The organism is Defluviimonas sp. SAOS-178_SWC, from assembly GCF_039830135.1.
Taxonomy (GTDB): Bacteria; Pseudomonadota; Alphaproteobacteria; order Rhodobacterales; family Rhodobacteraceae; genus Albidovulum.
In genome coordinates, this window is record NZ_CP156081.1 from 2,933,431 (window position 1) to 2,958,860 (window position 25,430).

Consider the following 25,430-nt stretch of genomic DNA (forward strand, 5'->3'; position numbering starts at 1 on the left):
TTTGCCTCGCCGCCGGGACGGCGGCTCAGGCGCCTCCGGCGGAGGTATTTTCGGCAAGGTGAAAGGACGGTCGGCGCTCAGCCGGCGAGGAGCGCGCGGGCGGCATCGCGCGCGGCCTCGGTGACGTTCTCGCCCGCGAGCATGCGGGCCAGTTCGCCGATCCGCTCCTCGGGCGCAAGCGCGGTGACGGTCGAGGTCGTGGCCCCTTTCGCGACCCGTTTCTCCACCCGCCAGTGATGGGCGCCGCGCGCGGCAACCTGGGGCGAATGGGTGACGACGAGGATCTGCGCCCCCTCGGCCAGCCGTTCGAGCCGGCGGCCGACTGCATCCGCGGTGGCGCCGCCGACGCCGCGGTCGATCTCGTCGAAGATCATCGTCAGCGTCTCTCCGCCCCGTGCGAGGCAGACCTTGAGCGCGAGAAGGAAGCGCGACAGCTCGCCGCCCGAGGCGATGCGGTTCAAGGGCCCCGACGGCGCGCCGGGATTGGTGGCCACCGTGAAGGCGACCTGGTCGCGGCCTTCGGGGCCGGGTTCGCCCTCGGCGATCTCGGTAGTGAAATGGGCGCGCTCCATCTTCAGCGGCGCGAGTTCCCCTGCGATGGCCCTGTCGAGGCGCTGAGCCGCTTTCCGCCGCTGGTCCGAGAGCCGGGCGGCCGCCGCGTCATAGGCCGCGCCCGCCGCCGCGACCCGGTCGCGCAAGCTGCGGAGATTGGCGGCGCCGCCGTCGAGCGCGGCGAGGCGCGACCGCAGATCCTCCGCGAAGGTGCCGAGATCGTCGGGGAGGACGCCATGCTTGCGCGCCAGGGCGCGGATCGCGAACAGACGCTCTTCCACCCGCTCCATCTCGTGCGGATCGAAACTCAGCCGGTCGAGCGCGGTCTCCACCCCCTGCGCGGCCTCGCCCAGCTCGGTGAGTGCCCGGCCAAGCGCCGCGACCGGCTCGTCGATCAGCCCCTCGGCCCGGTCGGCCGCGCCCTCGAGCCAGCGGATCGCATCGCCCATGAGCCCCTCGGCCCCGTCGGGCCCGAGCGCCTGCAGCGCCTTGGCCACATCCTCGCGGATCCGGGCCGCGCTCTGCATCATCCGCCGCCGGGCGTCGAGGTCCGCTTCCTCGCCGGGCCGGGGATCGAGCGCGTCGAGTTCGCCAACGGCGTGGCGCAGGAAGTCCTCCTCGGCCCGCATCGCCGCCAGCTCCGCCTCGGCGGCACCGAGCGCCTTGTCGGCCGCCGCGCGTTCGGCCCAGGCCCGGCGCACCGGGGCGAGGTCGGCGCCGGCGAAGGCGTCAAGCAATTGTCGGTGGCCGCGCGGATTGAGAAGGCCGCGGTCGTCCTGCTGGCCGTGCAGTTCCACCAGCGTGTCGGAGAGCGCGCGCAAGACCTCGCCGCTCGCCCTGCGGTCGTTGACAAAGGCGGTCTTGCGGCCGTCGGCGGTGTTCACGCGGCGCAGGATCAACTCGTCCATCTCGGGAAGGCCCGCCTCGGCAAGGACCGACCGCGCCGCGTGGCCCACGGGCAGATCGAAGACCGCCGTCACCTCGCCCTGCTCGGCCCCCGCCCGCACCAACTCGGCGCGCCCGCGCCAGCCCAAAACGAAGCCGAGACAGTCGAGCAGGATCGACTTCCCCGCCCCCGTCTCCCCGGTCAGCACGTTGAGGCCCGGCCGGAAATCGAGATCCAGCCGGTCGATGATCAGCATGTCGCGGATTTCTAGCGACCGAAGCATCCTTGCCCCCGATGGATGCGCCTCAGCGCACCGTCACAGCCATTCGCCGCGGATCACCTGCCGGTAGACCTTGGCGAGCCAGCTGTCGCCCTTCGCCTCGGGCGTGAGACCCTTCCTGGTCAGGAGCCGGTAGCTGTCCTCGTACCAGACCGTGGACTGGAAGTTGTGGCCCAGGATCGCGCCTGCCGTCTGCGCCTCGTCCGTGAGGCCGAGCGAGAGGTAGCTTTCCACCAGCCGGTGCAGCGCCTCGGGCACATGCGTCGTGGTCTGGAAATTCTCCACCACCACCCGGAACCGGTTGATCGCGGCGGTGTAATGCTTGCGCTTGAGGTAGTAGCGGCCGATCTCCATCTCTTTCGCGGCGAGATGGTTGAAGGCGAGGTCGAACTTCAGGATCGACGAGCGGGCATATTCGCTGTCAGGATATTCCTCGATCACCGCGCGCAGCGCCTGAAGCGCCTGGAAGGTCAGGCCCTGGTCGCGGCCGACCTCGTCGATCTGGTCGTAATAGCTGAGCGCGAGAAGGTACTTGGCATAGGCCGCGTCCTCTTCCGCCGGATAGGTGTCGATATAGCGCTGCGCTGTGGCGCGGCTGTTCTCGTAATCGCGGTCCTTGTGATAGGCGAAGGCCTGCATGATCAGCGCCCGCTTGGCCCATTCGGAATAGGGATAGAGCCGCTCCACCTCGGAGAAATAGGTGACCGCGTCCTCGCCCTTGCGGCTCGTCTCCAGCTGGTATTCGCCGAGCTTGTAGATCGATTCCGCGTCGAGCGTTTCGAGGGCCGGTTCCTGATTGCCGCCGCCACAGGCCGCAAGCAGGGCGACAAGCGCGAGGCTGCCGACCAGATGCGCCGCTTTTCCGCCCCGACCCATTGCCCGCCTACCCCGTTCCTGCTTCACGCTTTTCCGCCGCCGAAGGCACCCTTCGGTCCGCGGTTCGCCTCGTCCTAGCACAGAAAAATCCGGGGCGCAAAACGCCTTTCGCACGCCTCGTGCGTTCAGGCGACGGCCGGAATATCGGAGCGGTTGATCCCCGTCCCGGGCAGCAGGCGGCGGCGCGCCTCGTCGCATTCGACGATGCGGAAAGCCGCCGGATTGGCGAAAAGCGCCCGCAAAAGCCGGTTGGTCATCGCGTGGCCCGCCCGGTTGCCGGTGTAGCGGCCAAGGATCGGCGCGCCGGCCAGCGCGAGATCGCCGAGCGCGTCGAGCATCTTGTGGCGCACCGGCTCGTCGGCGCGGCGCAGGCCGCCGGGGCTCAGCACCTTGTCGCCATCGAAGACGACGGCATTCTCGCCGGGCGCGCCGCCAAGCGCGAGGCCGTTGGCCTGCATCGCCTCCACATCCGCCTGGCGGCAGAAGGTGCGGCAGTCGCTGAGTTCGCGAAGGAAAGCGCCGTTCGACATCGTGAGGTGCTTACGCTGGTGACCGATCGCGGCATCGGCGAAGTCGATCTCGAAGTCGATTTCCAGCGTCTCGGCCGGCTCCAGCCGCGCCACGGCCGCGCCCTCGCGGACCTCGACCGGTTCAAGGATCTCGAAGCACCGCAAGGACGCCTCAAGCTCGCGCACGCCGCGGGCGAGGAACGCCGCGGCGAAGGGGGCGGAGGATCCGTCGAGGATCGGCACTTCCGGCCCGTCGATCTCGATCAGCGCATTGTGGATGCCGCAGCCGGCAAGGGCCGCCATCACATGCTCGATGGTCGACACGCTGGTGCCGGCGGCGTTGGAAATCTCGGTGCAGAGCCTCGCGTTCGACACCGCCGACCAGTGCGCCTGCACCATCGCGTCGCGGCCGATCACGTCGGTGCGGCGGAACCAGATGCCGTATTCGGCCGAAGCCGGGTGCACGGTCATGCGCGCGCGAAGGCCGGAATGCAGCCCCCTGCCCGTGAAGGTCACCGCCGATCTGATGGTCGTTTGCACGTCGCAACCCCGGTTAATCGAAGGTTATCCCTTCGGTAGCGTTGAGGTAATGGGCGCGCCCGTGAAGCTCAACTCACTCTTTGCGACGGAATGTAACAATCCATTCAAAGCTCGGCGAAGGTCGGCCCATCGCGCCAGGAGCGGGGCGGAACCCCCTGATCAACAAAGGAAAAGGGCCGGAACGTTCCGGCCCTTCCCTCGAAATCGTGACTGCAGATCAGTTCGCCTGGCGGCGCAGGAAGGCGGGGATTTCGATCCGCTCCTGGTCCGGATCGATCTCCGGCTCCTCGTCATAGGCGGCCGAAACCTGCGGCTGCTGGCGCATCGGCGGGGCGGCGCGCTCGACCCGCTCCGGCTGTTCGGCCGGATGACCGGCCATACGGTTGAGGAGCGTGTTGATGCCGAAACGCGGCTTGTCTGCCATGCGCGACTGCGGCTGCGGTGCCGGGGCCTGCGGACGCGCCGCCGGCTGGGCCGCGCGCTGCTGGGCCGGCGCGCGGTTGACGGCGGCCTGAAGCCGGGCCATCGCCTCGGGCGTCGGGGTGCCGGGCGCGCGGGGGCGCGGGGCGACGAAGGCCTGCGCCTCGTCCTCGACATGGACAGCGGCGGGCTGCGGCGCGGGGGCCGGACGGTAGGCCGGCGGCGGCAGATCGTCACCGGCGCTCTGCGCGTCGAAGAGCGACCGCTCGTCCTCGCGCTCGGCCCGGGCCGGTTCGCGTACCTCCTCGCGGGCAACGGGCGCGGCGGGGGCCGCGGGGGCCGCGGCTTCGACCGGGGCCGGAGCGGCGGCCGGCGCACGCTCTTCCAGAACCATCGCCGGTTGCAGCGGTTCGGCCAGACGGCGGCGCGGCGTCGGGATCTCGGCATGCGACACCGTGGCGTCGATGCCGGTGGCAACGACCGACACCCGCATCACCCCCTCCATGCCATCGTCGAGCGTCGAGCCGACGATAATGTTGGCGTCCGGGTCGACCTCCTCGCGGATCCGGTTCGCCGCCTCGTCAAGCTCGAAGAGCGTGAGGTCGGACCCGCCGGTGATGTTGATGAGAACGCCCTTGGCGCCCTTGAGGCTGATCTCGTCCAGAAGCGGGTTGGCGATCGCCTTCTCCGCCGCCTGCACGGCCCGGTCTTCACCGGACGCCTCGCCGGTGCCCATCATCGCCTTGCCCATCTCGTCCATCACCGCGCGGACGTCGGCGAAGTCGAGGTTGATGAGGCCCGGACGCACCATGAGGTCGGTAACACCCTTGACGCCCTGATAGAGCACATCGTCGGCCAGCGCGAAAGCCTCGGTGAAGGTCGTCTTCTCGTTGGCGAGGCGGAAAAGATTCTGGTTCGGGATGATGATCAGCGTGTCGACGACCTTCTGGAGCGCCTCGATCCCGTCATCGGCCTGGCGCATCCGCTTGCCGCCCTCGAACTGGAACGGCTTGGTGACGACGCCGACGGTCAGCACGCCCAACTCGCGCGCGGCCTGCGCGATGATCGGGGCAGCACCCGTTCCGGTGCCGCCGCCCATGCCGGCGGTGATGAAGCACATATGCGCGCCGGCCAGATGGTCCACGATCTCTTCGATCGTCTCCTCGGCGGCGGCGGCGCCGACCGAGGGGCGCGCACCGGCGCCGAGACCTTCGGTGACCTTCACGCCCATCTGGATGCGGGCCGTGGATTGGCTTTGCTGAAGCGCCTGCGCGTCGGTGTTCGCGACCACGAACTCCACGCCTTCCAGCCGCTTCTCGATCATGTTGTTCACGGCGTTACCGCCAGCACCACCTACCCCGAACACCGTGATCCGCGGCTTCAGGTCCTCCTGTTCATTCAAAGTCAAATTCAATGCCATTTTATCCGCCTGTCATGTCCCCGGCCTGACTTGGGCCGCCTTTTCCGCATTGACGCGATTCTAATGAGAGATTCCCATTAGGTCACGCAAAAAACACCCTCCCGCCACATAATATGGTGCGTCGCACTTCCATTTAAGCGGCATTTCGCCGACCTCTCAAGATCGTGGGGTTACCAGTTGTCTTTAAACCATTTAACGGCCCTGCGCAGGGAGCGGGCCGGATAGCGTTCCGCCGGAATCTCGAAATCCCACCACTCGTCCTGCGGGTTGGCCGCGAAGAGACACATGCCCACGGTTGAAGAAAACGCGGCCCCCGTGGCGGCCTGCGGCAGCCCCTGGACGCGAAGCGGGCGTCCGAGTCGCACGTTCTGGCCGAGGATTCGCGCGGCCAGCATGTCGAGGCCGGGAATCTGGCTCGCCCCCCCGGTCAGCACGATCTGCTGGGAGGGCAGCTGGTCGAACCCGGCCGCGTCGAGGATGGTGCGCACCTCTTCGAGGATCTCCTCGACCCGCGGCCGCATGATGCCGATCAGTTCGGTGCGGCTGACCTTGCGGCGGTCCTTTTCCCAGTCGCCGCTGTCGCCGCCGATCTCGATCATCTCGCGGTCGTCCATGCCGGTCGCATGGACACCGCCGTGGATGGTCTTGATCCGCTCGGCGGTCGCCAGCGGCACCTGAAGCCCCTTCGAGATGTCCGAGGTCACGTGATCGCCGCCAAGCCGCACGCTTTCGGCGAAGATCATGTGCTTCTTGATGAAGATCGACAGCCCCGTGGCGCCGCCACCCATGTCGATGCAGACCGCGCCCAGTTCCTGCTCGTCCTCGACAAGGCTCGCCAGCCCCGAGACGTAGGAGGACGAAGCCAGCCCCGCGATTTCCAGATCGCAGCGGCGGATGCAGTACAGCAGGTTCTGCACCGCCGTCGTGTCGATGGTCAGAAGGTGCATGTCGGCTGCCAGGCGGTTGCCGACATGACCGCGCGGGTCGCCGAAGCCTGACCGGTGGTCGATGGCGAAGTTGACCGGATGGGCGTGCAGCACCTCGCGCCCGTGCCCGAAATCCGGCACGTCGCAGGCCGCCAGCACGCGGGCCACGTCCTGTTCGCTCACCTGCCCCTCGTGCAGCTCGATCTCTCCCGCAAGGCCGTAGCTGCGGGGATGGGCGCCCGAGAAGCAGGCGATGACGTGATCGACGCGCGTCTGTGCCATCTTCTGCGCCGCCTGCACGGCGGTGCGGATCGCGCGCTCGGTCTCCTGCATCGCGTCGACCTCGCCGAAGCGCACCCCGCGCGACCGCGTCGTGGCCGCGCCGATCACCCGGAACTGCGACTGCCCGGCGAGCGACCCGAGCCCGTCCTCGCGCGCCTCTTCGGCATTCTCGAACCTCAGGACGAGGCAGGCGATCTTCGATGTCCCGACATCGAGAACCGCCACCACGCCCCGTTGCAGGGCCGCGCGCCGCATGTTCCGCATCGCCCGTTGAGACTGATAGAGATCGGTCATTGCCCTGCCACCTTGGTTTCGAGTTCATCTTGCCCGCCCGGCATCGCGAGCCGGATCGTCGGGCGGTTGGTATTGCGCATGTCCACGACCGTGAGGTCGCGTCCCAGCATGTCCTCGGCCTGATCGAGCGCGATCACCCGGCGCACCGCCTCCACCTGCCCCGCCTCGGGCAGGAGGATGCGCTGCTGGCGGTCCAGAACGATGTCCCAGCGCCGCTCTCCGACCCGGACAAGGCCGCGGATCCGCGCATGGATCGGCCGCGCGGCGCCGAGGATGTCCAGCGCCTCGGCGACCCGCGCATCGGCCCCTTCGCCGGCGATGACCGGCAGATCCGGCCGCGCGGTCCGGTCGAGAAGTGTGGCCACCCTGTGCCCGGTCCCGTCGAGCATTTCGAGCCCGGACGGGGTGCGCCACAGAACCGCCGGCTGGCGCTCGGTCACCGTCACCTGAAGGATGCCCCCCTTGCGGATGTGAAGGTCGGCCGAGGCCACCGCGTCGATCTGCGCGATCGTCGCCCGCAAGGCGGCAAGATCGAGCCGGAAGGACGAGGCCGGCAAGGTGACCGGCAGCATGGAGCGGATCGCGTTCGCGACCGGCTCCGACGCGCCGTCGATGGCCATGAGGCTGACCTGGAATTCCGGCCGGTTCTCGACGCTTTCCCTCAGATCGGAAAGCATCGTCTGCAACGCGCCGCGCCGGTCGGCGTCGGCAAGGTAGCCCGCGACCGTCGCGGCGACCAGGAAGGCCGGCAGGCCCACCCGCACCACCTTGCGGAAGGCCGGCGTCAGCCACAGACGCTCCACCCGGTAGGACAGCCGCGACGGTGCGGGATCGCGGCGCTGCGGCTCGGCGTAGCGGCGTTCGGGCGCTCTCATCGGTTGCATGACGCATCCTCCACGATCCAGGCGCAGAGATCGGCGAATGTCATCCCCTCCGCCGCCGCCTGTTCGGGGCTGAGCGAGGTCGGCGTCATGCCGGGTTGGGTATTGGTTTCAAGAATGAAAAGCCCCGCAAGGCCCCGCGTGTCGTCCCAGCGGAAATCGCTGCGGCTGAGGCCCCGGCAGCCCAGCGCCCGGTGCGCGCGCAGCGCATAGTCGCGGGCCGCCTCGGCAATCTCCTCCGGCAGGTCGGCCGGACAGACATGCGACGACCCGCCCGGCGCGTATTTCGCGTGGTAATCGTACCAGCCCGCCGTCACAATCTCGGTCACGCAGGTCGCCCGGTCACCGAAGACCGAACAGGTCAGTTCGCGCCCCGGCACGTACTGTTCGACCATCGCGATCTCGGGCATCTCGGTCCCGAGCTGCGGCGGCGAATTGGCATCCTTCGCGACGATGTAGACCCCGACCGACGACCCCTCGGCATTCGGCTTCACCACATAGGGCGGCGCCATCACGTGCCGGGCCATGACCTCGGCCTTCGGCGCCAGCAGGCTTTCGACCACCGGCAACCCGGCGGCGCGGTAGATGTCCTTCGCCCGCGTCTTGTCCATGGCGAGCGCCGAGGCGAGCACCCCCGAATGGGTATAGGCGAGGCCCAGCCATTCGAGCATGCCCTGCACGCAGCCATCCTCGCCCCAGCGGCCGTGGAGCGCATTGAAACAGACATCCGGCTTGATCTCGGCAAGGCGCAACGGCAGGTCGCGGCCGGCATCGACCTCGACCACCTCGTATCCCGCCTCCCGCAGAGCGGCCGCGCACTCACGCCCGCTGACCAGCGACACCTCGCGCTCCGCGGAAGGGCCACCCATCAGTACCGCCACCTTGGGGGCTGTCCTGCTCGACCTGCCCGCCACTTGTGCCTCGTCCCGGTCCTTTTGCGGACCGCTGTTCTTACGTTTCTACGCGTCTGCCTCGGGCGTCTTTTCGCCCACGCGCATGATTTCCCACTCTAGCGTCAAACCGCTGGATTCGAAAACCCTTTTTCTGACGTCCTCGCCCAAATCCTCCAGTTCCGCGGCCGTCGCGCCGCCGGCATTGGTCAGGAAGTTGGGGTGCTTCTCGCTCATCATCGCGCCGCCCCGGCGGTAGCCCCTGAGGCCCGCGTCCTCGATCAGCTTCCAGGCCTTGAGGTCGTGGACGTCGTCCGCGCGGCCGGTGGAGGAAAACCCCGCCGGATTGCGGAAGGTGGAGCCCGCCGTGCGGTCCTTGACCGGCTGCGTCGCGTCACGTCTGGCGAGCTGATCGGCCATCTTCGCCTCCAGCACCGCCGGATCGCCGGGATCGCCCTCGAACACCGCCTCGACGATCACCGCGCCCTCCGGCAGGGTCGAGGAGCGGTAGGCAAACCCCATCTCCTCCGGCCCGACGGCCCGCAGGCTCCCGTCGCGCATCGCCACCGTCGCCTGAACGAAATGATCGGCCGTGTAGGTGCCGTAGCAGCCCGCATTCATCCTGACCGCGCCGCCGATGGCGCCCGGAATCGTGCGCAGGAAGGTAAGGTCCACCCCCGCCTCCGCCGCCTTCCGCGCCACATGCGAGTCAAGCGCCGCCGCCCCGGCCGTCACCCGGGTTCCCGCCACCGAAATCCCGTTGAACCCGCGCCCGAGCCGGATCACCACGCCCCGTATGCCGCCGTCCCGGACGATGAGGTTCGACCCCACCCCCATCGGAAAGACCGGCACAGCGGGATCGAGCGCGGCGAGAAAGGCGCAGAGATCCTCAGGATCGGCGGGTTGGAACAGCACCTCCGCCGGCCCGCCGACGCGAAGCCATGTCAGGTCGGCCAGGGGCCGGTTCGGGGTCAGCGTGCCCCGGACGGAGGGAAGGTCGAAACTCATGGCCCGAGGAGTTAGAGCCCGGCACCGAAAGCCGCAACCCCCAGTGCCGACCCAACCGCCGCCTTCGTCGCAAAGGGATCGCGAAAAGACACCCTCATCGGCACAAAACCGCCCCCGCGCCGCCCGAATTTACCACGATCATGATCCTAGGACATACTATTGGGAGAATGGTGATGAGAGTTGTCCAACACACACCGCACCCGTCGACCGGCGGCCGATCCTATACCCCGCCGTCTCATGTCATCGCAGAGCGGGAACGGCGTCTCGCGCTTGATCACGACCCGGTGCTGGATGTCGTCGACCTCGCGAAAGACCCCGGCCTGATCTACCGCCTCTACGCGATCCTGTACGGCTGAGACGCAGTCGGGCTGGGCTTTTCGGTCGTCCCGAACGCGGGCACGGAGGTCCGATTTTGCAGCTCTCCGGTCAGCGTGAACCGGGCAGCACAATCCTTGAACGCCTCCTTCGCGACCTTCTGCGCATCAGCCATCTTCATGTTCCCGAAGATCGCGATGCCGGCCGCTATGGCCCAAACGCGCGCGTAGCTACGCTGTAGCTACAGGAAACCTACGCGAAACCTACGCGAAAGATATGCTCCCGTACGCCCTCAGCGCACCGTCTTCCGCCGCACCCAGCGCCAGAGGTAGATGAGCGGCCAGCGCAGGATCGAGGCGCCGGCGGCAAGGACGATGAGGCCGACCCAGGGGCCGTTCTCGTAAGTCACCCAGCCAAGGATCGGAATGCCGGCGGCGATAAGGAGATAGGCCGCCCGCCAGTGGTGATCGCGCGAGGGCAGCATTGCGGTGACGGTCGCGGTGATCGCCCAGAGACAGGCAAGGGTGATGGAGTGGCTCATTCCGGTTCCCTCTCCTTGGTGGGCGTTTTCTTTCCCATCGCCTTTTTGATCAGATAACGCAATGGGTTGCGGAACATCGACAGGAAGCCGGCGAAGGCGGCAAGGCCGATCCAGACGTTGGTGGCCATCGCCAGCCAGACGATCATCACCGGCGCGGCGACGAGGAGGACAAGGCCCGGCAGGATCTGGTAGCGCATCGGCAGGAAGGCGACGATCGTCGCGGCGAGGACCCAGAAGCAGGCGAGGACGACCGGCAGCGTCATGCGAACCGCCCCCAGATCGCCGCCGCGAAGGTGAGGATGCAGCCTGCCATGCCGAGCCAGGGGACCAGGGGCGCGACCGTAAACGGCGCCTCCGGTCGCTTTTTCTTCGCCCCAATCAGCGCGGCGTTAACCGTGGTGAAGACGATCAGAAGCGCCAGCGTCGTGCCCTCGGCCAGAACCGCCACCGGCAGCGTGAGCGCCGAGACGATCACCGCCGCGCCGACGAGCAGGTTCGCCCTTGCGGGGGTGCCGAAGGTCGGATGCGCGCGGCGGAAGGTCAGCAGCGCGGGCGACCATTTGCCGAGGCCGAAGAGCACGCGGGAGGCCATGACGATCTGCGCGAGGATGCCGTTCAGCGCCGCCGCGACCGCGATTGCGGCGAGGAAGGTGGCGCTGGTGCCGGTTCCGGCCTCCCACACCAGGGCGAGCGGCCGTTCGGAGGCGCCGAGCACGTCGCGCGGGACGGCGCGGACGGCGGCGAGGGAAACGAGGGCGTAAAGGCTCGCCGTGATCGCCAGCGACCACAGGATCGCGCGCGGCATGTTGCGTTCGGGCGCGTGGGATTCCTCGGCCATGTTGACGAGATCGTCGAACCCGATGAAGGCGAAGAAGGCGAAGGTCGTGGCCGCGGCGATCCCCGTCCATTCGGGATCGGGCAGCGGCAGGTGGAACGCCGCCACAGGGTCCGCATTGAAGCCCGCGCCGATGACGAGGAGGAGGCCCGCCACCTCGATCACGGTGAGGACGGCGGCGAAGGTCAGGCTTTCAAGGACGCCGACGATGGCGATGCCGGTCAGCGCGACCCCGAGGCCGATCACCGCCCATTCGAACGGCACCGGAACGATCGCGGTGAGGTAGCCCACCCCGCCCCGCAGCACCGCCGCCGCCGCGACGATGCCCGCGACCACGTTGATCGCGCCGATGAGCATGGCGAGCCAGTGCCGGCCAAGACCGACCTCGACATAGGAACTGTCGCCTGCCGCTTCGGGGATGCGCGAGGCAAGTTCCGAGAATGAAAGCGCCGAGGGCACCGCGACGAGCCCGGCGAGAAGGAAGGCCAGCGGCGCCCAGAGGCCGGCGGCACCGGCAGCAGCCCCTGTCAGGACATAGATGCCGGCGCCGACCATGACGCCGACGCCGTAGGCAATGAGAAGCCCGAGCCCGAGGCGGCGTTTGAGCGCCCCGGACAACGGATCAGGCCTTCAGCCGTTGCGGCAGGGCGTTGGCCCAGGCCGAGATCGTGCCGGCGCCAAGGCAGACCACCATGTCGCCGGGCCGCGCCTGTTCGCGCACCAGCCGCACGAGGTCGTCCTCGTCGAGGATGGCGCGGGCATGGCGGTGACCGTGGGCGACGAGGCCCGCGACCAGATCGTCGCGGGTCGCACCAGGGATCGGGTCTTCGCCCGCCGCATAGACCTCGGCGATGGCGACGACGTCGGCTTCGTTGAAGCAGGTGCAGAAGTCGTCGAAGAGGCTGTGCAGACGGGTGTAGCGGTGCGGCTGGTGAACGGCGATGACCCGGCCCTTCGTCGCCTGCCGCGCGGCCTTCAGGACCGCCGCGATCTCCACCGGATGGTGGCCGTAATCGTCGATGACGGTAACGCCGCCCAGCACCTCGCCGACCTTGGTGAAGCGCCGGTTCACCCCGCCGAAATTGGCGAGGGCGGAGCGGATCTCGTCCTTCTTCATGCCGAGATGGCGGGCGACCGCGACGGCGGCGAGCGCGTTCGAAACGTTGTGATCCCCCGGCATCGGCAGGGTGCAGCCCTCGATCACCGACGGCTTGCCATCCTCGTCCTTGCCTTCGCTTTGCAGCGCGATGTCGAAATGGGCCACACCCGCCTCGTAGGTCAGGTTGATCGCCCGCACGTCGGCCTGGGTATTGAAGCCGAAGGTGATGACCCGGCGGTCGGCGACACGGCCGACGAGGGTCTGGACCTCGGGGTGGTCGGTGCAGCAGACGGCGACGCCGTAGAACGGGATGTTCGACACGAAATCGTAGAAGCCCTGCCGGAGCGCGTCGAAAGAGCCCCAGTGCTCCATATGCTCGGGGTCGATATTGGTGACGATGGCGATGGTCGCCGGCAGGCGGTTGAAGCTGCCGTCGCTTTCATCCGCCTCGACGACCATCCATTCGCCGGCGCCCGCGCGGGCGTTGGAGCCGTAGGCATGGATGATGCCGCCGTTGATCACGGTCGGATCGAAACCGCCCTTGTCGAGAAGCGTCGCCACCATCGTCGTGGTCGTCGTCTTGCCATGCGTGCCGGCGACGGCGACGTTGGAGCGCAGGCGCATGAGTTCGGCCAGCATCTCGGCCCGGCGCACGACGGGCAGACCGCGCCGCCGGGCTTCTTCCAGTTCAGGGTTGCCCTTCTTGATCGCCGAGGAGATCACAACGACCGCCGCCTCGCCGATATTCTCGGCGCGCTGGCCCTCGAAGAAGGTGGCCCCCAGCTTAACCAGACGGTCGGTGATCTTCGAGGCCTTGGCGTCGGAGCCCTGTACGCGGTAGCCGAGCGTCATTAAGACCTCGGCGATGCCCGACATGCCGATCCCGCCGATGCCGACGAAATGGATGGGGCCAAGCTCTCCGGGCAGTTTCGTCGCGGCGTTCATCGGTTATTCTTTCACTCTCAGGGCTTCGACCATCTCGACCAGACGGTCGGTCGCATCGGGGATGCCGTAGGCGAGGGCCGCATGGGCCATCCGCGTCGCGGCACCGGGGTTTTCAAGGATCGCGGCGACATGCCCCGAGAGCGTCGCGGCGTCAAGGCGCGATTCCGGGATGAGGATCGCCGCCTCGGCACTGACGAGGCCCCGCGCATTGGCCGTCTGGTGGTCGCCCGCGGCGGCGGCGAAGGGGATCAGGATCGACGGGCGGCCGATCACCGAGATATCGGCGACCGAGGACGCGCCGGAGCGGGAGATCACCAGCTGCGCCTCGCTGAGGCGGGCGGGGACATCGTCAAAGAAGGGTTTGACCTCGGCGCGGATCCCTGCCCCGGCATAGGCGGCGGTGACGCGGTCGAGGTCTTCGGGGCGGGCCTGATGCGCGATGCGAAGGCGGTCGCGTAGCGTACCGGGCAAGGATGCGAGCGCGTCTGGAACGACGTCCGAGAGGATCCGCGCGCCCTGGCTGCCGCCGATGACAAGCAGGCTCATCGGGTAGTCGCCCGGCGGGATGTAGGGCGCGCCTGCCCGTTCCAGAACGGCGGCGCGGACGGGGTTGCCGGTATGGATCACCTCGACGCCGCCGGGCACCTCGGTCGGCCAGGTGCCGCAGGCCACCGCGTGAATGCGGGCGCGGGCGGCGAAGAACGCGTTGACCCGGCCAAGGACCCCGTTCTGCTCGTGCACCATGCGCGGCAGTTTCAGCATCTTCGCCGCCGCCAGTGCCGGGATCGACGGGTAACCGCCGAAGCCGACCACGACGGCGGGCTTATCGCGCAGCATCGCGACACAGGCGCCGATGACCCCGCCGAGGATGCGAAAAGGTACGGCGAGTTTCGCGAGCGGTCCGCCGCGCGCGAAGGTGGCGGAGGCGACCTCCTCGATCACGACTTCCCTCGGGTAGCCGCCGGCATAGCGCGCGCCGCGCGCATCGGTCGACAGCTTCACCCGCCAGCCCCGCGCCACCATCGCCTCGGCAAGCGCCTGGGCGGGAAACATGTGCCCGCCGGTGCCCCCGGCCGCGATGAGAAGAAGGGGCGCGGACATCAGCGGCCCCGCTTGATGAGGTAATCCTCGATCCGGCCCTGCGGGCGGGCGCGGGTGAAGGCGAGAAGCATGCCGACCGCAATCCCGGACGCGATGACCGACGATCCGCCGTAGCTCACGAACGGCAGCGTCATCCCCTTGGCGGGCAGAAGCCGGACCGCGACGCCCATGTTGATCATCGCCTGCACCCCGAAGGCGCAGGCAAGGCCGGTGCCGGCGAGCCGGGTGAAGGGGTCGCGCTCCCGCATCAGCCGGAAGAGCGACCGGGCGGTGATCGACGCATAGACAGCGATGATGAGAAGGACGAGGATCAGCCCGTATTCCTCGGCCGCGACCGCGATGATGAAGTCGGTATGGGCGTCTGGAAGCGACCATTTCACCGTCCCCTCGCCGACGCCGACGCCGAAAAAGCCGCCTTCCTGGATGGCATTGGTGGCGTAGCCGATCTGCGTCCGCGGATCGACCTCTGCCGACAGGAACCCGTCGATGCGGCGGGCGAAATGCTCCGACACGTCATAGGCGAAGATGCCGCCCGCGACGACGAGGCCGCCGATCACGGTCAGAAGCGTGATCGGCGCGCCGGCGACGAAATACATCACGCCCCAGGCGAAGAGGATCAGGCAGGCTTGACCGAAATCCGGCTGAAGCGCGAGGAAGATCACGATGATCAGCGTCAGGACGAAACTGTAGAGCCGCCCCGGCGGGCCGTTGATCTCCTGCGCGGCGGCCATCAGCCACGCGGCCATCACCACGAAACCGGGCTTGAGAAACTCGGACGGCTGGAAGCTCGCGAAGCCGAGCGAGTACCAGCGCACCGCGCCCTTGCCGAAATCCGTTCCGAAGACCGGCAGCAAGAGGAGTGCCACGAACGCGGCCAGAAACCCCAGGACCCCCAGGCGGCGCACAAGATCGGGCGACATCATCGATGTGACGAGCATCGCGACGATCGCCATGCCGCCGAAGAAGGCCTGCCGCGTCACGTAGTAGAAGGGATCGAGCCCGTTCTTTTCCGCCAAGGGCACCGAGGCCGCGAGGCCGAGCAGCAGCCCGATACCGAAGAGCACCAGAACCCCGCTCAGCGACCACTTGTCGATGGTACGCCACCAGCGGGGAAGAACCGGCTCACCCGCCCGCAAGGGCACGGTGCCGTAGACCATTTCCGTCATGGATTACCGCTTTCACTGCCTCGATGTCGCCCGTTTGCCGGGTCTCGAATTCAGTGTAACGCGGAACAACAGATGGCGCTAGGGAAACATCGCCGCCGCCGCCCCGGCGGAAACGTGCCGGTTGGATGCACCCGCTTCATCGGGCGAGCAGCGCGTCGCACCGCGCGAGTGCGCCTGCGGACCAGTAGACGTTGCGGTCGTAATAGCCCGGCACCGCAGGCACGCCATCGGGCAGAACGTACCAGGGCAACTTGGTCGACGTGAAGATATGGATGTCCGGCGGACACGCGCCGGGATCGTCGAGCGTTCCGACCCGGACGAAGGCAATCTTCCGACCCGCCCCCGGATAGTACGACCAGAGCGCCACGTGGCAGTCCGGGCAGCGCAGGATGGTCTGGCCCTTGCCGGAACTGGACGGTGTCAGCACTTCGGCGGGCTGGCCCGAAAGAAGTTCCACCTTGTCCGCTTCGATCATCGCGTTCAGCGCATGGGCCGTGCCGGTTTCGCGCTGGCACCACGTGCAGTGGCAGGCATGGGTGAAGAGCGGGCGGTCGGTCATCCGGTAACGGACCTTCCCGCAAGTGCAGCGGCCTTCGTGCATGGCGGATCTCCCCTTCGCCGGTCGAGCCTAGCAGGTCCGCGCCGGATCAGACGAGACGGAAGTTCGCGCCCCGGTCAGGCCAGGAGGATATCGTCGACGTAGAACGCGTCGCCCGCCCCGGCGATCACGTTGAATTGTATGACGTCGGTCGCGTTGGTGAAGCGCAGCACGCCATCCGGGTCGACATCGGCCGAGGTCACGGTCACCTGTCCGATGCCGTTCCCGACCGCGTCGGAGAAGACGATCTCGGCGGTCTCTCCCACGTCGAAGCCGATCATCGAGAAGCCGACGAGGTCGAACGCGGCGTTGTCCTTGTGCTTGACGTTCATTTCGTGAGTGGTGCCGTTCGGATCGGTCCAGATGCGGAACTCGTCATCACCGTCGCCATCGTAGTCGAAGCTCGTCGCCCCTTCGTCGCGCTTCTCGAAATAGTTGGTGGCGGAGCTCAGCTGGCTGATCCAGTAGCTGCCGTTCGGGCCATCCTGGTAGATCCAGATGCCGAAGATCTCGGCGGTGATATCGTCATAGACGCTGACCATGTCCTCGAACTGGATATCGCCGGCCTGGGCCGGATAGGTCACCTGGAAGGTCACGTCGCCGTATTGCACGTTGCCGGACCCGTCGGAGACTTCGTACCAGAACTGCACCACCGGCGGCGGCGCGCCCGCGCCCGGTTCGATGTCGTAGACGCCGTTCGGATCCCAGGTCAGCGTGCCGTCGGAATTTAGCGTGAGAAGCGAGCCGTCGTTCAGAAGCCCGCCGCCCATGTAGTAGCTGAGCGGCTGGCCATCCGGGATGAGGTCGATGTCGTTGATCCCGTCCTGGTCGAGGTCGATCTGCACGTCGAGAATGGCGCTGAGCGTCAGCCCCACCCCCGGCTGGCCGCCTTCGAGGTAGTCGTTGGCAAGGACATCGACCGTGGCCGTTCCGTCGAAGGGCGCGTAGTCGAAGTCGCCTTGCGTGATGATATCGCCGGTCGCGGGCAGCTGGACGAAGATCAGCTCGTCGACATTGGTGATGATATCGACGTCGCCCGACCCGTCGAGCGCGGTGACCGTGAAGCCCGTCACCACGGTCTGCTGGTTCTTGCCCTTGCCGACCGTCGTCGTGTGGATGGTGTAGTCATAGTCCACCCCGACCTCGCCGTAGTAGATGACGGTGTCGACGCCGCCATCCGTCCCGCCGTCGATCGTGTCGCTGCCGGGCCCTGCGATGATCACGTCGCTGCCATCGCCGCCGTTGATCACGTCGTTTCCGGCACCACCATAAATCGTGTCGTCACCGGCCCCGGCCTCGATCACGTCATTGCCGTCCCCGCCGTCGATCTCATCGTCGCCGCCAAGGCCCCAGATCACGTCATCGCCCGAGGTCGAGAAGATCCCGGACGAGAGCGGCGTGATCAGATCGGCGCTGTCGGTGCCGACGATGGCACCGGCAGGCGGCGTCGGCGCGGCCTTTCCACCAGAGCTGGACGGTTTCGGCATGAAGTCCTCCTTGGCTGCGTGGTGTCGGTTAGAATGCGGGATATACCTTCGTAGCCGGCCATTTCCGACATTTTCCCGCCGAAACTGCGGCTATTCCGCGCCATTGGCGGCGCTTGGGCGTCAATCCGGATGGGTTGACAGCGACTGTCGCTGAATGGCTGACGACCCGAAGATTACGCCCGCGCCAACCAGTCCGCGACCCGCGCCGCGAAATCCTCGCCGCGCTTCTCGAAGTTCGGGTACTGGTCGAACGACGCGGCCGCCGGAGCGAGGAGGACGACCTCGCCCGCCTCCGCTTCTTCCGCCGCGCGGGCGACGGCGCGCTCCATTGTCTCGCAGATCTCGTGCGGGGTGTCGCCAAGCTCCAGCGCGAAGTCGCGCGCCGAATGGCCGATGAGATAGGCCTTCACCACGGAACCGAGATGCGGCTTCAGCGCCGCGATGCCGCCGTCCTTGCCAAGCCCCCCGGCGATCCAGCGGATCTTCGGGAAGGCCTGCAACGCCTTGGCGGCGCTGTCGACGTTGGTCGCCTTCGAGTCGTTGACGAAGCGCACCCCGCCCCGCTCGCCGACAAGCTGGCTCCGGTGCGGAAGCCCCGCGAAAGAGTGCAAGGCGCCCTCGATCAGCTTCGGCGCGAGGCCGAGCGTACGAACGGCCGCATAGGCGGCGCAGGCGTTCTGGTGGTTGTGGGCGCCCGGCAGCCCCGCGACCTCGCGCAGGTCGATTGCGGCCACCTGCCGCCCTTTGCGCCATTCGGACAGGAACCCCTTGCGGGCAAAGACCGTCCAGCCCTCGCCGTCCAGCTTCTGGCCCGACGAGATACGGATCACCCGGTCGTCCGCCGGCCCCTGCGCGAGTTGGTTGGCAAGGAACTGCCCCTCGACCTCGTCCACCCCGATCACCGCCCGGTCCGGCCCGCCCTCGGCGAACAACCTGCGCTTGGCGGCGAAGTAACCGCCCTTGCCGCCGTGCCGGTCGAGGTGATCGGGCGAGAGGTTGGTGAAGACCGCGATATCGGGGGTCAGGGAGCGCGCAAGTTCGGTCTGGTAGGAGCTGAGTTCCAGCACCACGACCTCGCCGTCCTCCGCCGGGTCGATGTCGAGCACGCCACGGCCGATATTCCCCGCCATCTGGGTCGGACGTCCGGCGACATTGAGGATGTGGTGGATCAGCGCCGTCGTCGTCGACTTGCCGTTCGACCCGGTGACCGCGATGACTTTCGGAATTTGGTCCATCTCGTCCCAGCCCGCCACGGCCCAGGAGCGGAAGAACAGCCCGATATCGTTGTCGACCGGCACGCCGGCCGCCATCGCGCGCGCGATCAGCCGGTTGGGCTCCGGGTAAAGATGCGGGATGCCGGGCGAGACGATCAGCGCGGCGATCCCTTCCCAGGCAGTGGCGCGCGTGAGGTCCGTGACCGCGAAGCCCGCCGCCTCGGCCGCCGCGCGGGCCTCGGGCGCGTCGTCCCAAAGGCACGGCTCCGCCCCGCCCGCGATCAGCGCCCGCGCCGTGGCAAGCCCCGACCGGCCGAGCCCCAGAACCGCGACCTTACGCCCCCCAAACCCTTGAACCGGAATCATAATGCCCCGCCCTCCGACTTTTCGGGACAATGCCCCGAGGCCCCGCCGCCCGCAAGTTCGCGCGTCGAGACGGGCGCACGGGTTTACCTTGACTGTCATGCCCGTTAGGCTGGACCCTCGTGAGAACCCGCGCAAGGGCGCGGCCTCGGCCACTCATCCCCACCCCGAAAGGACGACATGACCCAGGTAAAGACGGGCGACACCGTGCGCATCCACTACACCGGCACTCTGCAGGACGGCACGACCTTCGACAGCTCCGCCGGGCGCGACCCGCTGGAATTCACCGTCGGCTCCGGCCAGATCATTCCCGGCCTGGACCGCGCGCTGCCGGGCATGGAAGTGGGCGAGCAGAAGACCGTCACCATCGCCCCGGAGGACGCCTACGGCCCGCGCCACGCCGAGGCCGCGCAGGACGTCCCGCGCCACCAGATCCCGCCCGAAATCCCGCTCGAGATCGGCACGCCCTTGCAGATGCGTACCCCCGACGGGCGCAGCATCAACGTCACGGTGGCCGGCTTGACAGAAGAGACGGTGACGCTCGACGCCAACCATCCGCTTGCCGGCAAGGCGCTGACCTTCGCCTTCGAGATCGTCTCGATCGGCTGAGGCTCAGCCACCAAGCGGCGGCCCCGACAGGCGCCGCCGCCACAATTTCGCACGCGCCCTGCCCCTTTGACGCTTCATTTACCTGTCAGAGCGATATCCAAGGCAGGGGGTATCGCAGATGTTCACCACGGCTGCTCAAAGGTTCCGCGACGCGCGCAGGCTGATCCTGTTCGCCACGCTCATGGCTTTCACTGCCGGCGTCGTGACCTATCTGCGCTACGACATGACGGTCGGCATCCTGCCGTTGCCGCTTTACACGGGCCTCGTCTACGCGGTGCTGATCGGCGCCGCCGCGACGATTTCGAGCATTGTCCTGCCCGTGCTTGGTGCCTTTATCGAAGCGACCGCGATCTCGCGCCTCGGTGTCGCGCTCGCCGCCTACGGCAGTCCTGACTTCGGGCTGGCATTGCAACAGTCCCCGTTCCTCAGCGCAACCGCCGTCGTCGGCGGCGCGATCCTGATCCGGAAGGCTACGGCCCATCCCTCGGCGCAGGGCTGGGCCTTTCTCGGCCATCTGCCCTCCCGCAGGATCCTGTAGGGTCTGGCCTAGCCTCGGTACCGGCGCGACGCGCATCGGCGACGGGCCAGTTCCGCAATACAATGCACACCGTCGACGGCCGCCAGAACCAAAAAAACAGGTGATGGCGCATGGCCAGCCGGCCGAAAATACAGCGCCGCAAGGTCCGGAATCCGGTCAAGCCAGCCCGGGAGCTTGCGCCGCCCCGGGCACGGTCGTTGCGGCGAGGCCCTTGGGTGTGAGCGCGTAGATACCCCTATCCACCCGCTCGAACCAGCCGTAATGGTCGTCGCGAAGCATCCGTCCGGCCCGGACGACGCCGGTCGCGGCCGCGATGTCGGCTGCTTTCGACGGCCCGCAGGCGGCAAGGTGGGCGGCGCAGCGCAGCGCCTCCTGCCGGTAGGCGGTCATGCGTGTCGTCCCGGTCGTGCCGCCGGTATTCGGATCGCCCACCCGCCGTTCGAACTCGCGCAGGAGCCGTCCGGCCCTGGCAGTGTTGCGGCGCGGCGTGTAAGGCCCCGGATCGAGATGGGTCTCGACCTGTCCCGGCTTCACGGCCAACAACCCTAGACCAAGACGGCGGCAAAGCCGGAGGATGTCCTTGTAGCGCAATTTCCAGCCGCGATCCGACGAGACCGGGACCGCAAGGTACACGTGATCGAACAACGACTGCCGCGCCACGCCCTGCATCACCAGCGCTAGGGAAAAGGTCAGCTTCAGCTCCACCACCACCGGCGGCTCGTCGCCGCGCCGGGCGAGGACGTCGCAATCGCCGATCTCGGCCTTGACCTCATAGCCCTGCGCCTCCAGATGCGCCTTCACCGGGGCGTAGAGGTCGGCCTCGCGCATCAGCGCACTTTCAGCGTCGCCAGCCCGATCAGCGCGAGGATCAGCGAGATGATCCAGAAGCGGATGACGATCTGCGGCTCGGCCCAGCCCTTCTTCTCGAAATGATGGTGGATCGGCGCCATCAGGAAGACGCGCTTGCCGGTGCGCTTGAAGTAGAGGACCTGGATAATGACGCTCAGCGCCTCGACCACGAAAAGACCGCCGACGATCGCCAGAACGATCTCGTGCTTTGTCACGACCGCGATCGCGCCGAGCGCGCCCCCGAGCGCGAGCGATCCGGTATCGCCCATGAAAACCGCCGCTGGCGGCGCGTTGTACCATAGAAAGCCGAGTCCCCCGCCGATCAGCGCGGCGGTGAAGATCAGGATCTCGCCGGTGCCGGGGACATAGTGGACGCCGAGATAGTCGGTGAAGTCCGTCCGGCCGACCGCGTAGGCGATGACGCCGAGCGTACCGGCGGCGATCATCACCGGCATCACGGCGAGCCCGTCGAGCCCGTCGGTCAGGTTCACCGCGTTGGCCGCGCCGACGATGACGACCATCGCGAAGGGCACGAAGAACCAGCCGAGATTGAATAGCGCGTTCTTGAAGACCGGGAAGGCGAGCTGGTTGGTCAGGTCCGCCGGGTGAACATAGGCCGCCATCCCGCCCGCGAAAGCGGCGATCAGCAGGCCGAGAAGGAAGCGGAGGCGCGACGAGACCCCCTTTGTGTTCTGCTTAGTCACCTTCGCGTAATCGTCGGCAAAGCCGATAAGACCAAAGCCATAGGTGACGAAGAGGACGATCCAGATATACGGGTTGTCGAGCCGCGCCCAGAGCAGCGTCGAGACGAGGATCGCCGACAGGATCAGGAGCCCCCCCATCGTCGGCGTGCCTGCCTTGGCGAAATGGGTCTGCGGCCCGTCATCGCGGATCGGCTGGCCCTTGCCCTGGCGGCGGCGCAGCAGGTTGATCAGCGGCTGGCCGAATAGAAACCCGAAGACGAGCGCGGTGAAAAAGGCCGCCCCGGCGCGAAAGGTGATGTAGCGAAAGAGGTTGAAGACGTCGCCGCCCTCGGCCAGACCCGACAACCAATAGAGCATTACTCGTTCCCTCGCGCTTCGCCCGCGCCCGGTTGCCCGAGTTTGCGGAGTGCGTCAACCACAAGGCTGACCTTCGATCCCTTGGAGCCCTTGACCAGCAGAACATCGCCGGCATCGGCGAGGTGATGGGCGCGCACCGCCAGTTCGGGCGCCGTCTCGTGCCATTCGCCGCGTTTGGGCAGCGGCAGCCGGTCCCAAAGCGCGCGCATCCGGGGCCCGACGCAATGGATGAGGTGCACCGAGGCGATCGACGGATGATCGGCGATGGCGCGATGCATCGCGGCCTCGTCCGGCCCGAGTTCCAGCATGTCGCCGAGAATGGCTATCCTGCGGCCCTCGAGAAAGCGGCCGATCCCGTCGCGCGGCCGCGCTGCGGCCAGAACTTCGAGGGCGGCGTCCATCGAGGTCGGATTGGCGTTGAAGGCGTCGTCGATGAGGTCGAAGGAGAGGTTCTCGTCGACGATATCGAGGTAGACGCGTTCGCGCTGCCCCCGCCCCGCCGGCGGGCGCCACTGGCCGATGTCGCAGGCAGCGACGGCAGGATCGGCGCCCACCGCCTCGGCCACGGCGAGAACGCCGAGCGCGTTGGCGGCAAAGTGGCGGCCTGCGGTCTGGACCTTGAAAAGGATCGGTGCGCCGGCGCGGTCGGCTTTCACGATCGTCGTGTCCTGCGCGAGGGTGACACCTGTCAGTCGGTAATCGTCACCCGGCTCCGCTCCGAACCGGATGATGCGGGCCGCGCTCGCCGCGCCCTCGGCAAGGATCGGGGTGACGGACAGGCCCGAGGGGATCACGGCGATGCCGCCGGGCTCCAGCCCCTCGAAGATCGCCGCCTTTTCGCGGGCGATTCCATCGAGTCCGTCGAAGGCTTCGAGATGCGCCGGCGCGATGGTGGTGATCATCGCCACATGCGGGCGGGTGAGCCGCGCGAGCGGCGCGATCTCTCCGGGATGGTTCATGCCGATCTCGACCACGGCGAAATCGGCGTCCTTCGGCAGCCGCGCCAGCGTGATCGGCACGCCCCAATGGTTGTTGAAACTCGCCTCGGCGGCATGGACGCGCCCCTGTCCCGCCAAGACCGCGCGCAGCATCTCCTTGGTGGAGGTCTTCCCGACCGACCCCGTCACCGCGATCACCCGCGCCTTCGCGCGCGCCCGCCCCGCCGCGCCGAGTGCCGTGAGCGCGCCCAGCACGTCGGGCACGATCAGAAGCGGGTCGGCCTCCGAGCAGCCCTCGGGGATGCGCGAGACCATCGCCCCCGCCGCGCCCTTGTCGAGTGCGGCGCGGACGAAGTCGTGACCGTCGCGCACATCCTTCAGCGCGACGAAAAGCTCGCCCGGCCGAATGTTGCGGGTGTCGATGGAAATCCCTGTCGCCTCAAAGGCTTGCGTTGCCAGCCCGCCCGTGGCGGCCGCAGCCTCGGCGGAGGTCCAGAGTGCGGCCATTAGATTCGACCTTCGAGGGCGGCGACGGCGACGCTGGCCTGTTCGGCATCGTCGAAGGGATAGACGTCGTTTCCGACGATCTGGCCGGTTTCATGTCCCTTGCCGGCAATGAGGAGCGCATCGCCCGGCTGAAGCGCGTCGACGCCGCGCAGGATCGCCTCGGCCCGGTCGCCGACCTCGGTCGCCTCGGGACAACCCTTCATCACCTCGGCGCGGATCGTGGCGGGGTCCTCGCTGCGGGGATTGTCGTCGGTGACGATCACCACATCGGCATGGGCCGCCGCCGCCTCGCCCATCAGGGGCCGTTTCAGCCTGTCGCGGTCGCCGCCCGCGCCGAAGACGACGACGATGCGGCCCATGACATGAGGGCGCAGGGATTGCAGCGCCGAGGCCAGCGCGCCGGGCTTGTGGGAATAATCGACGAAGACCGTGGCGCCGTTGTCGCGCTTGGCCGCAAGCTCCATCCGCCCGCGCACCGTCACGAGATCGGGCAATGTGTCGATCACCGCCTGCGGATCCTCGCCCGCCGCCATCGCGAGACCGGCGGCGGCCAGCACGTTCTCCGCCTGGAACCCGCCGATCAGCGCGAGGCGCACGAGGTGCGGGCGCCCGTCATGGGTAAAGCGCAGGTCCTGTCCGGTCGCGTCGAAGCGCTGCGAGGTGATCCGAAGGTCCGCCACCAGGTCGCGCCCAACGGTCAGGAGTGATTGCCCCCGGCCTCTTGCGATCTCCAGCATCTCGCGGCCCCGCGCCTCGTCGATATTGATGACGGCGGTGCCGTCCTCCGGCAGGACGCGGGCGAAGAGCCCGGCCTTGGCTGCGAAATACTCGTCGAAGTTCGCGTGGTAATCGAGGTGATCCTGGCTGAAATTCGTGAACGCCGCTGCCTTGAGGCGCACCCCGTCGAGCCGGACCTGGTCGAGCCCGTGCGACGAGGCTTCCATCGCCGCATGGGTGATTCCGGCATCGGCCATGTCGCGAAGGATGCGGTGAAGGGTGATCGGCTCCGGCGTCGTGTGGGCGAGCGGCGCGGTGAAATCGCCGAGAACGCCCATCGTGCCGAGATTGGCGGCGCTGAGGCCGAGGGCCTGCCAGATCTGCCGCGTGAAGGTGGCGACCGAGGTCTTGCCGGACGTGCCGGTGACGGCCACCATGACCTCGGGCTGGCGGCCGAACCAGAGCGCGGCGGTGTAGGCGAGCGTCTGGCGCGGATCCTCGGCGATGATCAGGGCGGCATTCGACGCCGCCAGTTCGGCCTTCGCGATCTCGGCCCCCGCGCGATCGGTGAGGATCGCGGCGGCCTCCATCCGGAGCGCATACTGGATGAATTCCGCGCCGTGGATCTTCGTTCCGGGTAAAGCCGCGAAGAGGTGGCCGGGCTTCACATGCCGGCTGTCGACGGAAAGCCCGGTGATGCGCGCCTCGCGCCCGCCCTGCGCCCTCAGGCCCAGTTCGGATAGCGATTTCGATACCTCTGCCATGCGCTGAACCCCCGCCACA

At 67.9% G+C, this 25,430-nt stretch carries 24 protein-coding genes; 3 read left to right on the forward strand and 21 right to left on the reverse strand.

Going from position 1 to position 25,430, the window contains the following annotated elements:
- Positions 1 to 77 precede the first annotated feature (77 nt).
- The 8 genes from recN to murB all read right to left on the reverse strand — a co-directional run bounded on the left by recN (position 78) and on the right by murB (position 9,764).
- The gene (recN, locus tag V5734_RS15145; protein ID WP_347310466.1) at positions 78 to 1,721 is read right to left on the reverse strand and encodes a DNA repair protein RecN; all 1,644 of its coding nucleotides are present in this window, start codon (positions 1,719 to 1,721) and stop codon (positions 78 to 80) included.
- A gap of 33 nt (positions 1,722 to 1,754) precedes the next feature.
- The gene (locus tag V5734_RS15150; RefSeq protein ID WP_347310467.1) at positions 1,755 to 2,594 is read right to left on the reverse strand and encodes an outer membrane protein assembly factor BamD; all 840 of its coding nucleotides are present in this window, start codon (positions 2,592 to 2,594) and stop codon (positions 1,755 to 1,757) included.
- Positions 2,595 to 2,719: 125 nt separating this feature from the next.
- The gene (lpxC, locus tag V5734_RS15155; protein ID WP_347310468.1) at positions 2,720 to 3,643 is read right to left on the reverse strand and encodes a UDP-3-O-acyl-N-acetylglucosamine deacetylase; all 924 of its coding nucleotides are present in this window, start codon (positions 3,641 to 3,643) and stop codon (positions 2,720 to 2,722) included.
- Between the two features lie 217 nt (positions 3,644 to 3,860).
- Positions 3,861 to 5,483: a cell division protein FtsZ gene (gene ftsZ / locus V5734_RS15160; protein WP_347310469.1), complete on the reverse strand. Its 1,623-nt coding sequence runs from the start codon at positions 5,481 to 5,483 to the stop codon at positions 3,861 to 3,863.
- A 170-nt stretch (positions 5,484 to 5,653) separates the two neighbouring features.
- A complete protein-coding gene (gene ftsA, locus V5734_RS15165) occupies positions 5,654 to 6,985 on the reverse strand; it encodes a cell division protein FtsA (RefSeq protein WP_347310470.1) in 1,332 nt (443 codons plus the stop codon).
- A complete protein-coding gene (locus V5734_RS15170; RefSeq protein WP_347310471.1) occupies positions 6,982 to 7,869 on the reverse strand; it encodes a cell division protein FtsQ/DivIB in 888 nt (295 codons plus the stop codon). Before V5734_RS15170 ends, ftsA begins: the two co-directional genes overlap by 4 nt.
- Positions 7,857 to 8,780 (reverse strand): D-alanine--D-alanine ligase, encoded by a 924-nt coding sequence (locus V5734_RS15175; RefSeq protein WP_347310472.1) that lies wholly within the window; start codon positions 8,778 to 8,780, stop codon positions 7,857 to 7,859. The genes V5734_RS15170 and V5734_RS15175 overlap by 13 nt, the downstream gene beginning before the upstream one ends.
- 45 nt (positions 8,781 to 8,825) lie before the next feature.
- The gene (gene murB / locus V5734_RS15180; RefSeq protein WP_347310473.1) at positions 8,826 to 9,764 is read right to left on the reverse strand and encodes a UDP-N-acetylmuramate dehydrogenase; all 939 of its coding nucleotides are present in this window, start codon (positions 9,762 to 9,764) and stop codon (positions 8,826 to 8,828) included.
- A 173-nt stretch (positions 9,765 to 9,937) separates the two neighbouring features.
- On the opposite strand from murB, the gene V5734_RS15185 reads away from it, so the two are divergent.
- Complete coding sequence (locus V5734_RS15185; RefSeq protein ID WP_347310474.1) at positions 9,938 to 10,120, forward strand: hypothetical protein; 183 nt, start codon at positions 9,938 to 9,940, stop codon at positions 10,118 to 10,120.
- Positions 10,121 to 10,371: 251 nt separating this feature from the next.
- Here V5734_RS15185 and V5734_RS15190 read toward each other — a convergent pair whose 3' ends face one another.
- The 9 genes from V5734_RS15190 to murD all read right to left on the reverse strand — a co-directional run bounded on the left by V5734_RS15190 (position 10,372) and on the right by murD (position 19,431).
- A complete protein-coding gene (locus V5734_RS15190; RefSeq protein WP_347310475.1) occupies positions 10,372 to 10,620 on the reverse strand; it encodes a DUF2484 family protein in 249 nt (82 codons plus the stop codon).
- Positions 10,617 to 10,883, reverse strand: coding sequence for a DUF2484 family protein (locus tag V5734_RS15195; protein WP_347310476.1), 267 nt, complete (start codon positions 10,881 to 10,883; stop codon positions 10,617 to 10,619). The genes V5734_RS15190 and V5734_RS15195 overlap by 4 nt, the downstream gene beginning before the upstream one ends.
- Positions 10,880 to 12,073, reverse strand: coding sequence for an APC family permease (locus tag V5734_RS15200; RefSeq protein WP_347310477.1), 1,194 nt, complete (start codon positions 12,071 to 12,073; stop codon positions 10,880 to 10,882). Before V5734_RS15200 ends, V5734_RS15195 begins: the two co-directional genes overlap by 4 nt.
- Before the next feature lie 4 nt (positions 12,074 to 12,077).
- A complete protein-coding gene (gene murC / locus V5734_RS15205; RefSeq protein WP_347310478.1) occupies positions 12,078 to 13,499 on the reverse strand; it encodes a UDP-N-acetylmuramate--L-alanine ligase in 1,422 nt (473 codons plus the stop codon).
- 3 nt (positions 13,500 to 13,502) lie between these two features.
- A complete protein-coding gene (locus V5734_RS15210; RefSeq protein WP_347310479.1) occupies positions 13,503 to 14,600 on the reverse strand; it encodes a UDP-N-acetylglucosamine--N-acetylmuramyl-(pentapeptide) pyrophosphoryl-undecaprenol N-acetylglucosamine transferase in 1,098 nt (365 codons plus the stop codon).
- A complete protein-coding gene (ftsW, locus tag V5734_RS15215; protein ID WP_347310480.1) occupies positions 14,600 to 15,766 on the reverse strand; it encodes a putative lipid II flippase FtsW in 1,167 nt (388 codons plus the stop codon). The genes V5734_RS15210 and ftsW overlap by 1 nt, the downstream gene beginning before the upstream one ends.
- Before the next feature lie 136 nt (positions 15,767 to 15,902).
- Positions 15,903 to 16,367, reverse strand: coding sequence for a GFA family protein (locus V5734_RS15220; protein ID WP_347310481.1), 465 nt, complete (start codon positions 16,365 to 16,367; stop codon positions 15,903 to 15,905).
- Positions 16,368 to 16,441: 74 nt separating this feature from the next.
- Positions 16,442 to 17,851, reverse strand: coding sequence for a calcium-binding protein (locus V5734_RS15225; RefSeq protein WP_347310482.1), 1,410 nt, complete (start codon positions 17,849 to 17,851; stop codon positions 16,442 to 16,444).
- A 173-nt stretch (positions 17,852 to 18,024) separates the two neighbouring features.
- Positions 18,025 to 19,431, reverse strand: coding sequence for a UDP-N-acetylmuramoyl-L-alanine--D-glutamate ligase (murD, locus tag V5734_RS15230; RefSeq protein ID WP_347310483.1), 1,407 nt, complete (start codon positions 19,429 to 19,431; stop codon positions 18,025 to 18,027).
- 177 nt (positions 19,432 to 19,608) lie between these two features.
- Here murD and V5734_RS15235 point away from each other — a divergent pair, with 177 nt between their 5' ends.
- Both V5734_RS15235 and V5734_RS15240 read left to right on the forward strand, forming a co-directional pair.
- A complete protein-coding gene (locus V5734_RS15235) occupies positions 19,609 to 20,037 on the forward strand; it encodes an FKBP-type peptidyl-prolyl cis-trans isomerase (RefSeq protein ID WP_347310484.1) in 429 nt (142 codons plus the stop codon).
- A gap of 118 nt (positions 20,038 to 20,155) precedes the next feature.
- Positions 20,156 to 20,575, forward strand: a complete 420-nt coding sequence (locus tag V5734_RS15240; protein ID WP_347310485.1) for a hypothetical protein — start codon at positions 20,156 to 20,158, stop codon at positions 20,573 to 20,575.
- Between the two features lie 156 nt (positions 20,576 to 20,731).
- Here V5734_RS15240 and V5734_RS15245 read toward each other — a convergent pair whose 3' ends face one another.
- The 4 genes from V5734_RS15245 to V5734_RS15260 are packed head-to-tail and all read right to left on the reverse strand — an operon-like array spanning position 20,732 to position 25,411.
- Complete coding sequence (locus V5734_RS15245) at positions 20,732 to 21,403, reverse strand: DUF2161 domain-containing phosphodiesterase (protein ID WP_347310486.1); 672 nt, start codon at positions 21,401 to 21,403, stop codon at positions 20,732 to 20,734.
- Entirely contained in the window at positions 21,403 to 22,485 is a 1,083-nt protein-coding gene (mraY, locus tag V5734_RS15250) for a phospho-N-acetylmuramoyl-pentapeptide-transferase (protein WP_347310487.1), read from the reverse strand. Before mraY ends, V5734_RS15245 begins: the two co-directional genes overlap by 1 nt.
- Complete coding sequence (locus V5734_RS15255) at positions 22,485 to 23,930, reverse strand: UDP-N-acetylmuramoyl-tripeptide--D-alanyl-D-alanine ligase (protein WP_347310488.1); 1,446 nt, start codon at positions 23,928 to 23,930, stop codon at positions 22,485 to 22,487. Before V5734_RS15255 ends, mraY begins: the two co-directional genes overlap by 1 nt.
- A complete protein-coding gene (locus V5734_RS15260) occupies positions 23,930 to 25,411 on the reverse strand; it encodes a UDP-N-acetylmuramoyl-L-alanyl-D-glutamate--2,6-diaminopimelate ligase (protein ID WP_347310489.1) in 1,482 nt (493 codons plus the stop codon). The genes V5734_RS15255 and V5734_RS15260 overlap by 1 nt, the downstream gene beginning before the upstream one ends.
- Positions 25,412 to 25,430 lie beyond the last annotated feature (19 nt).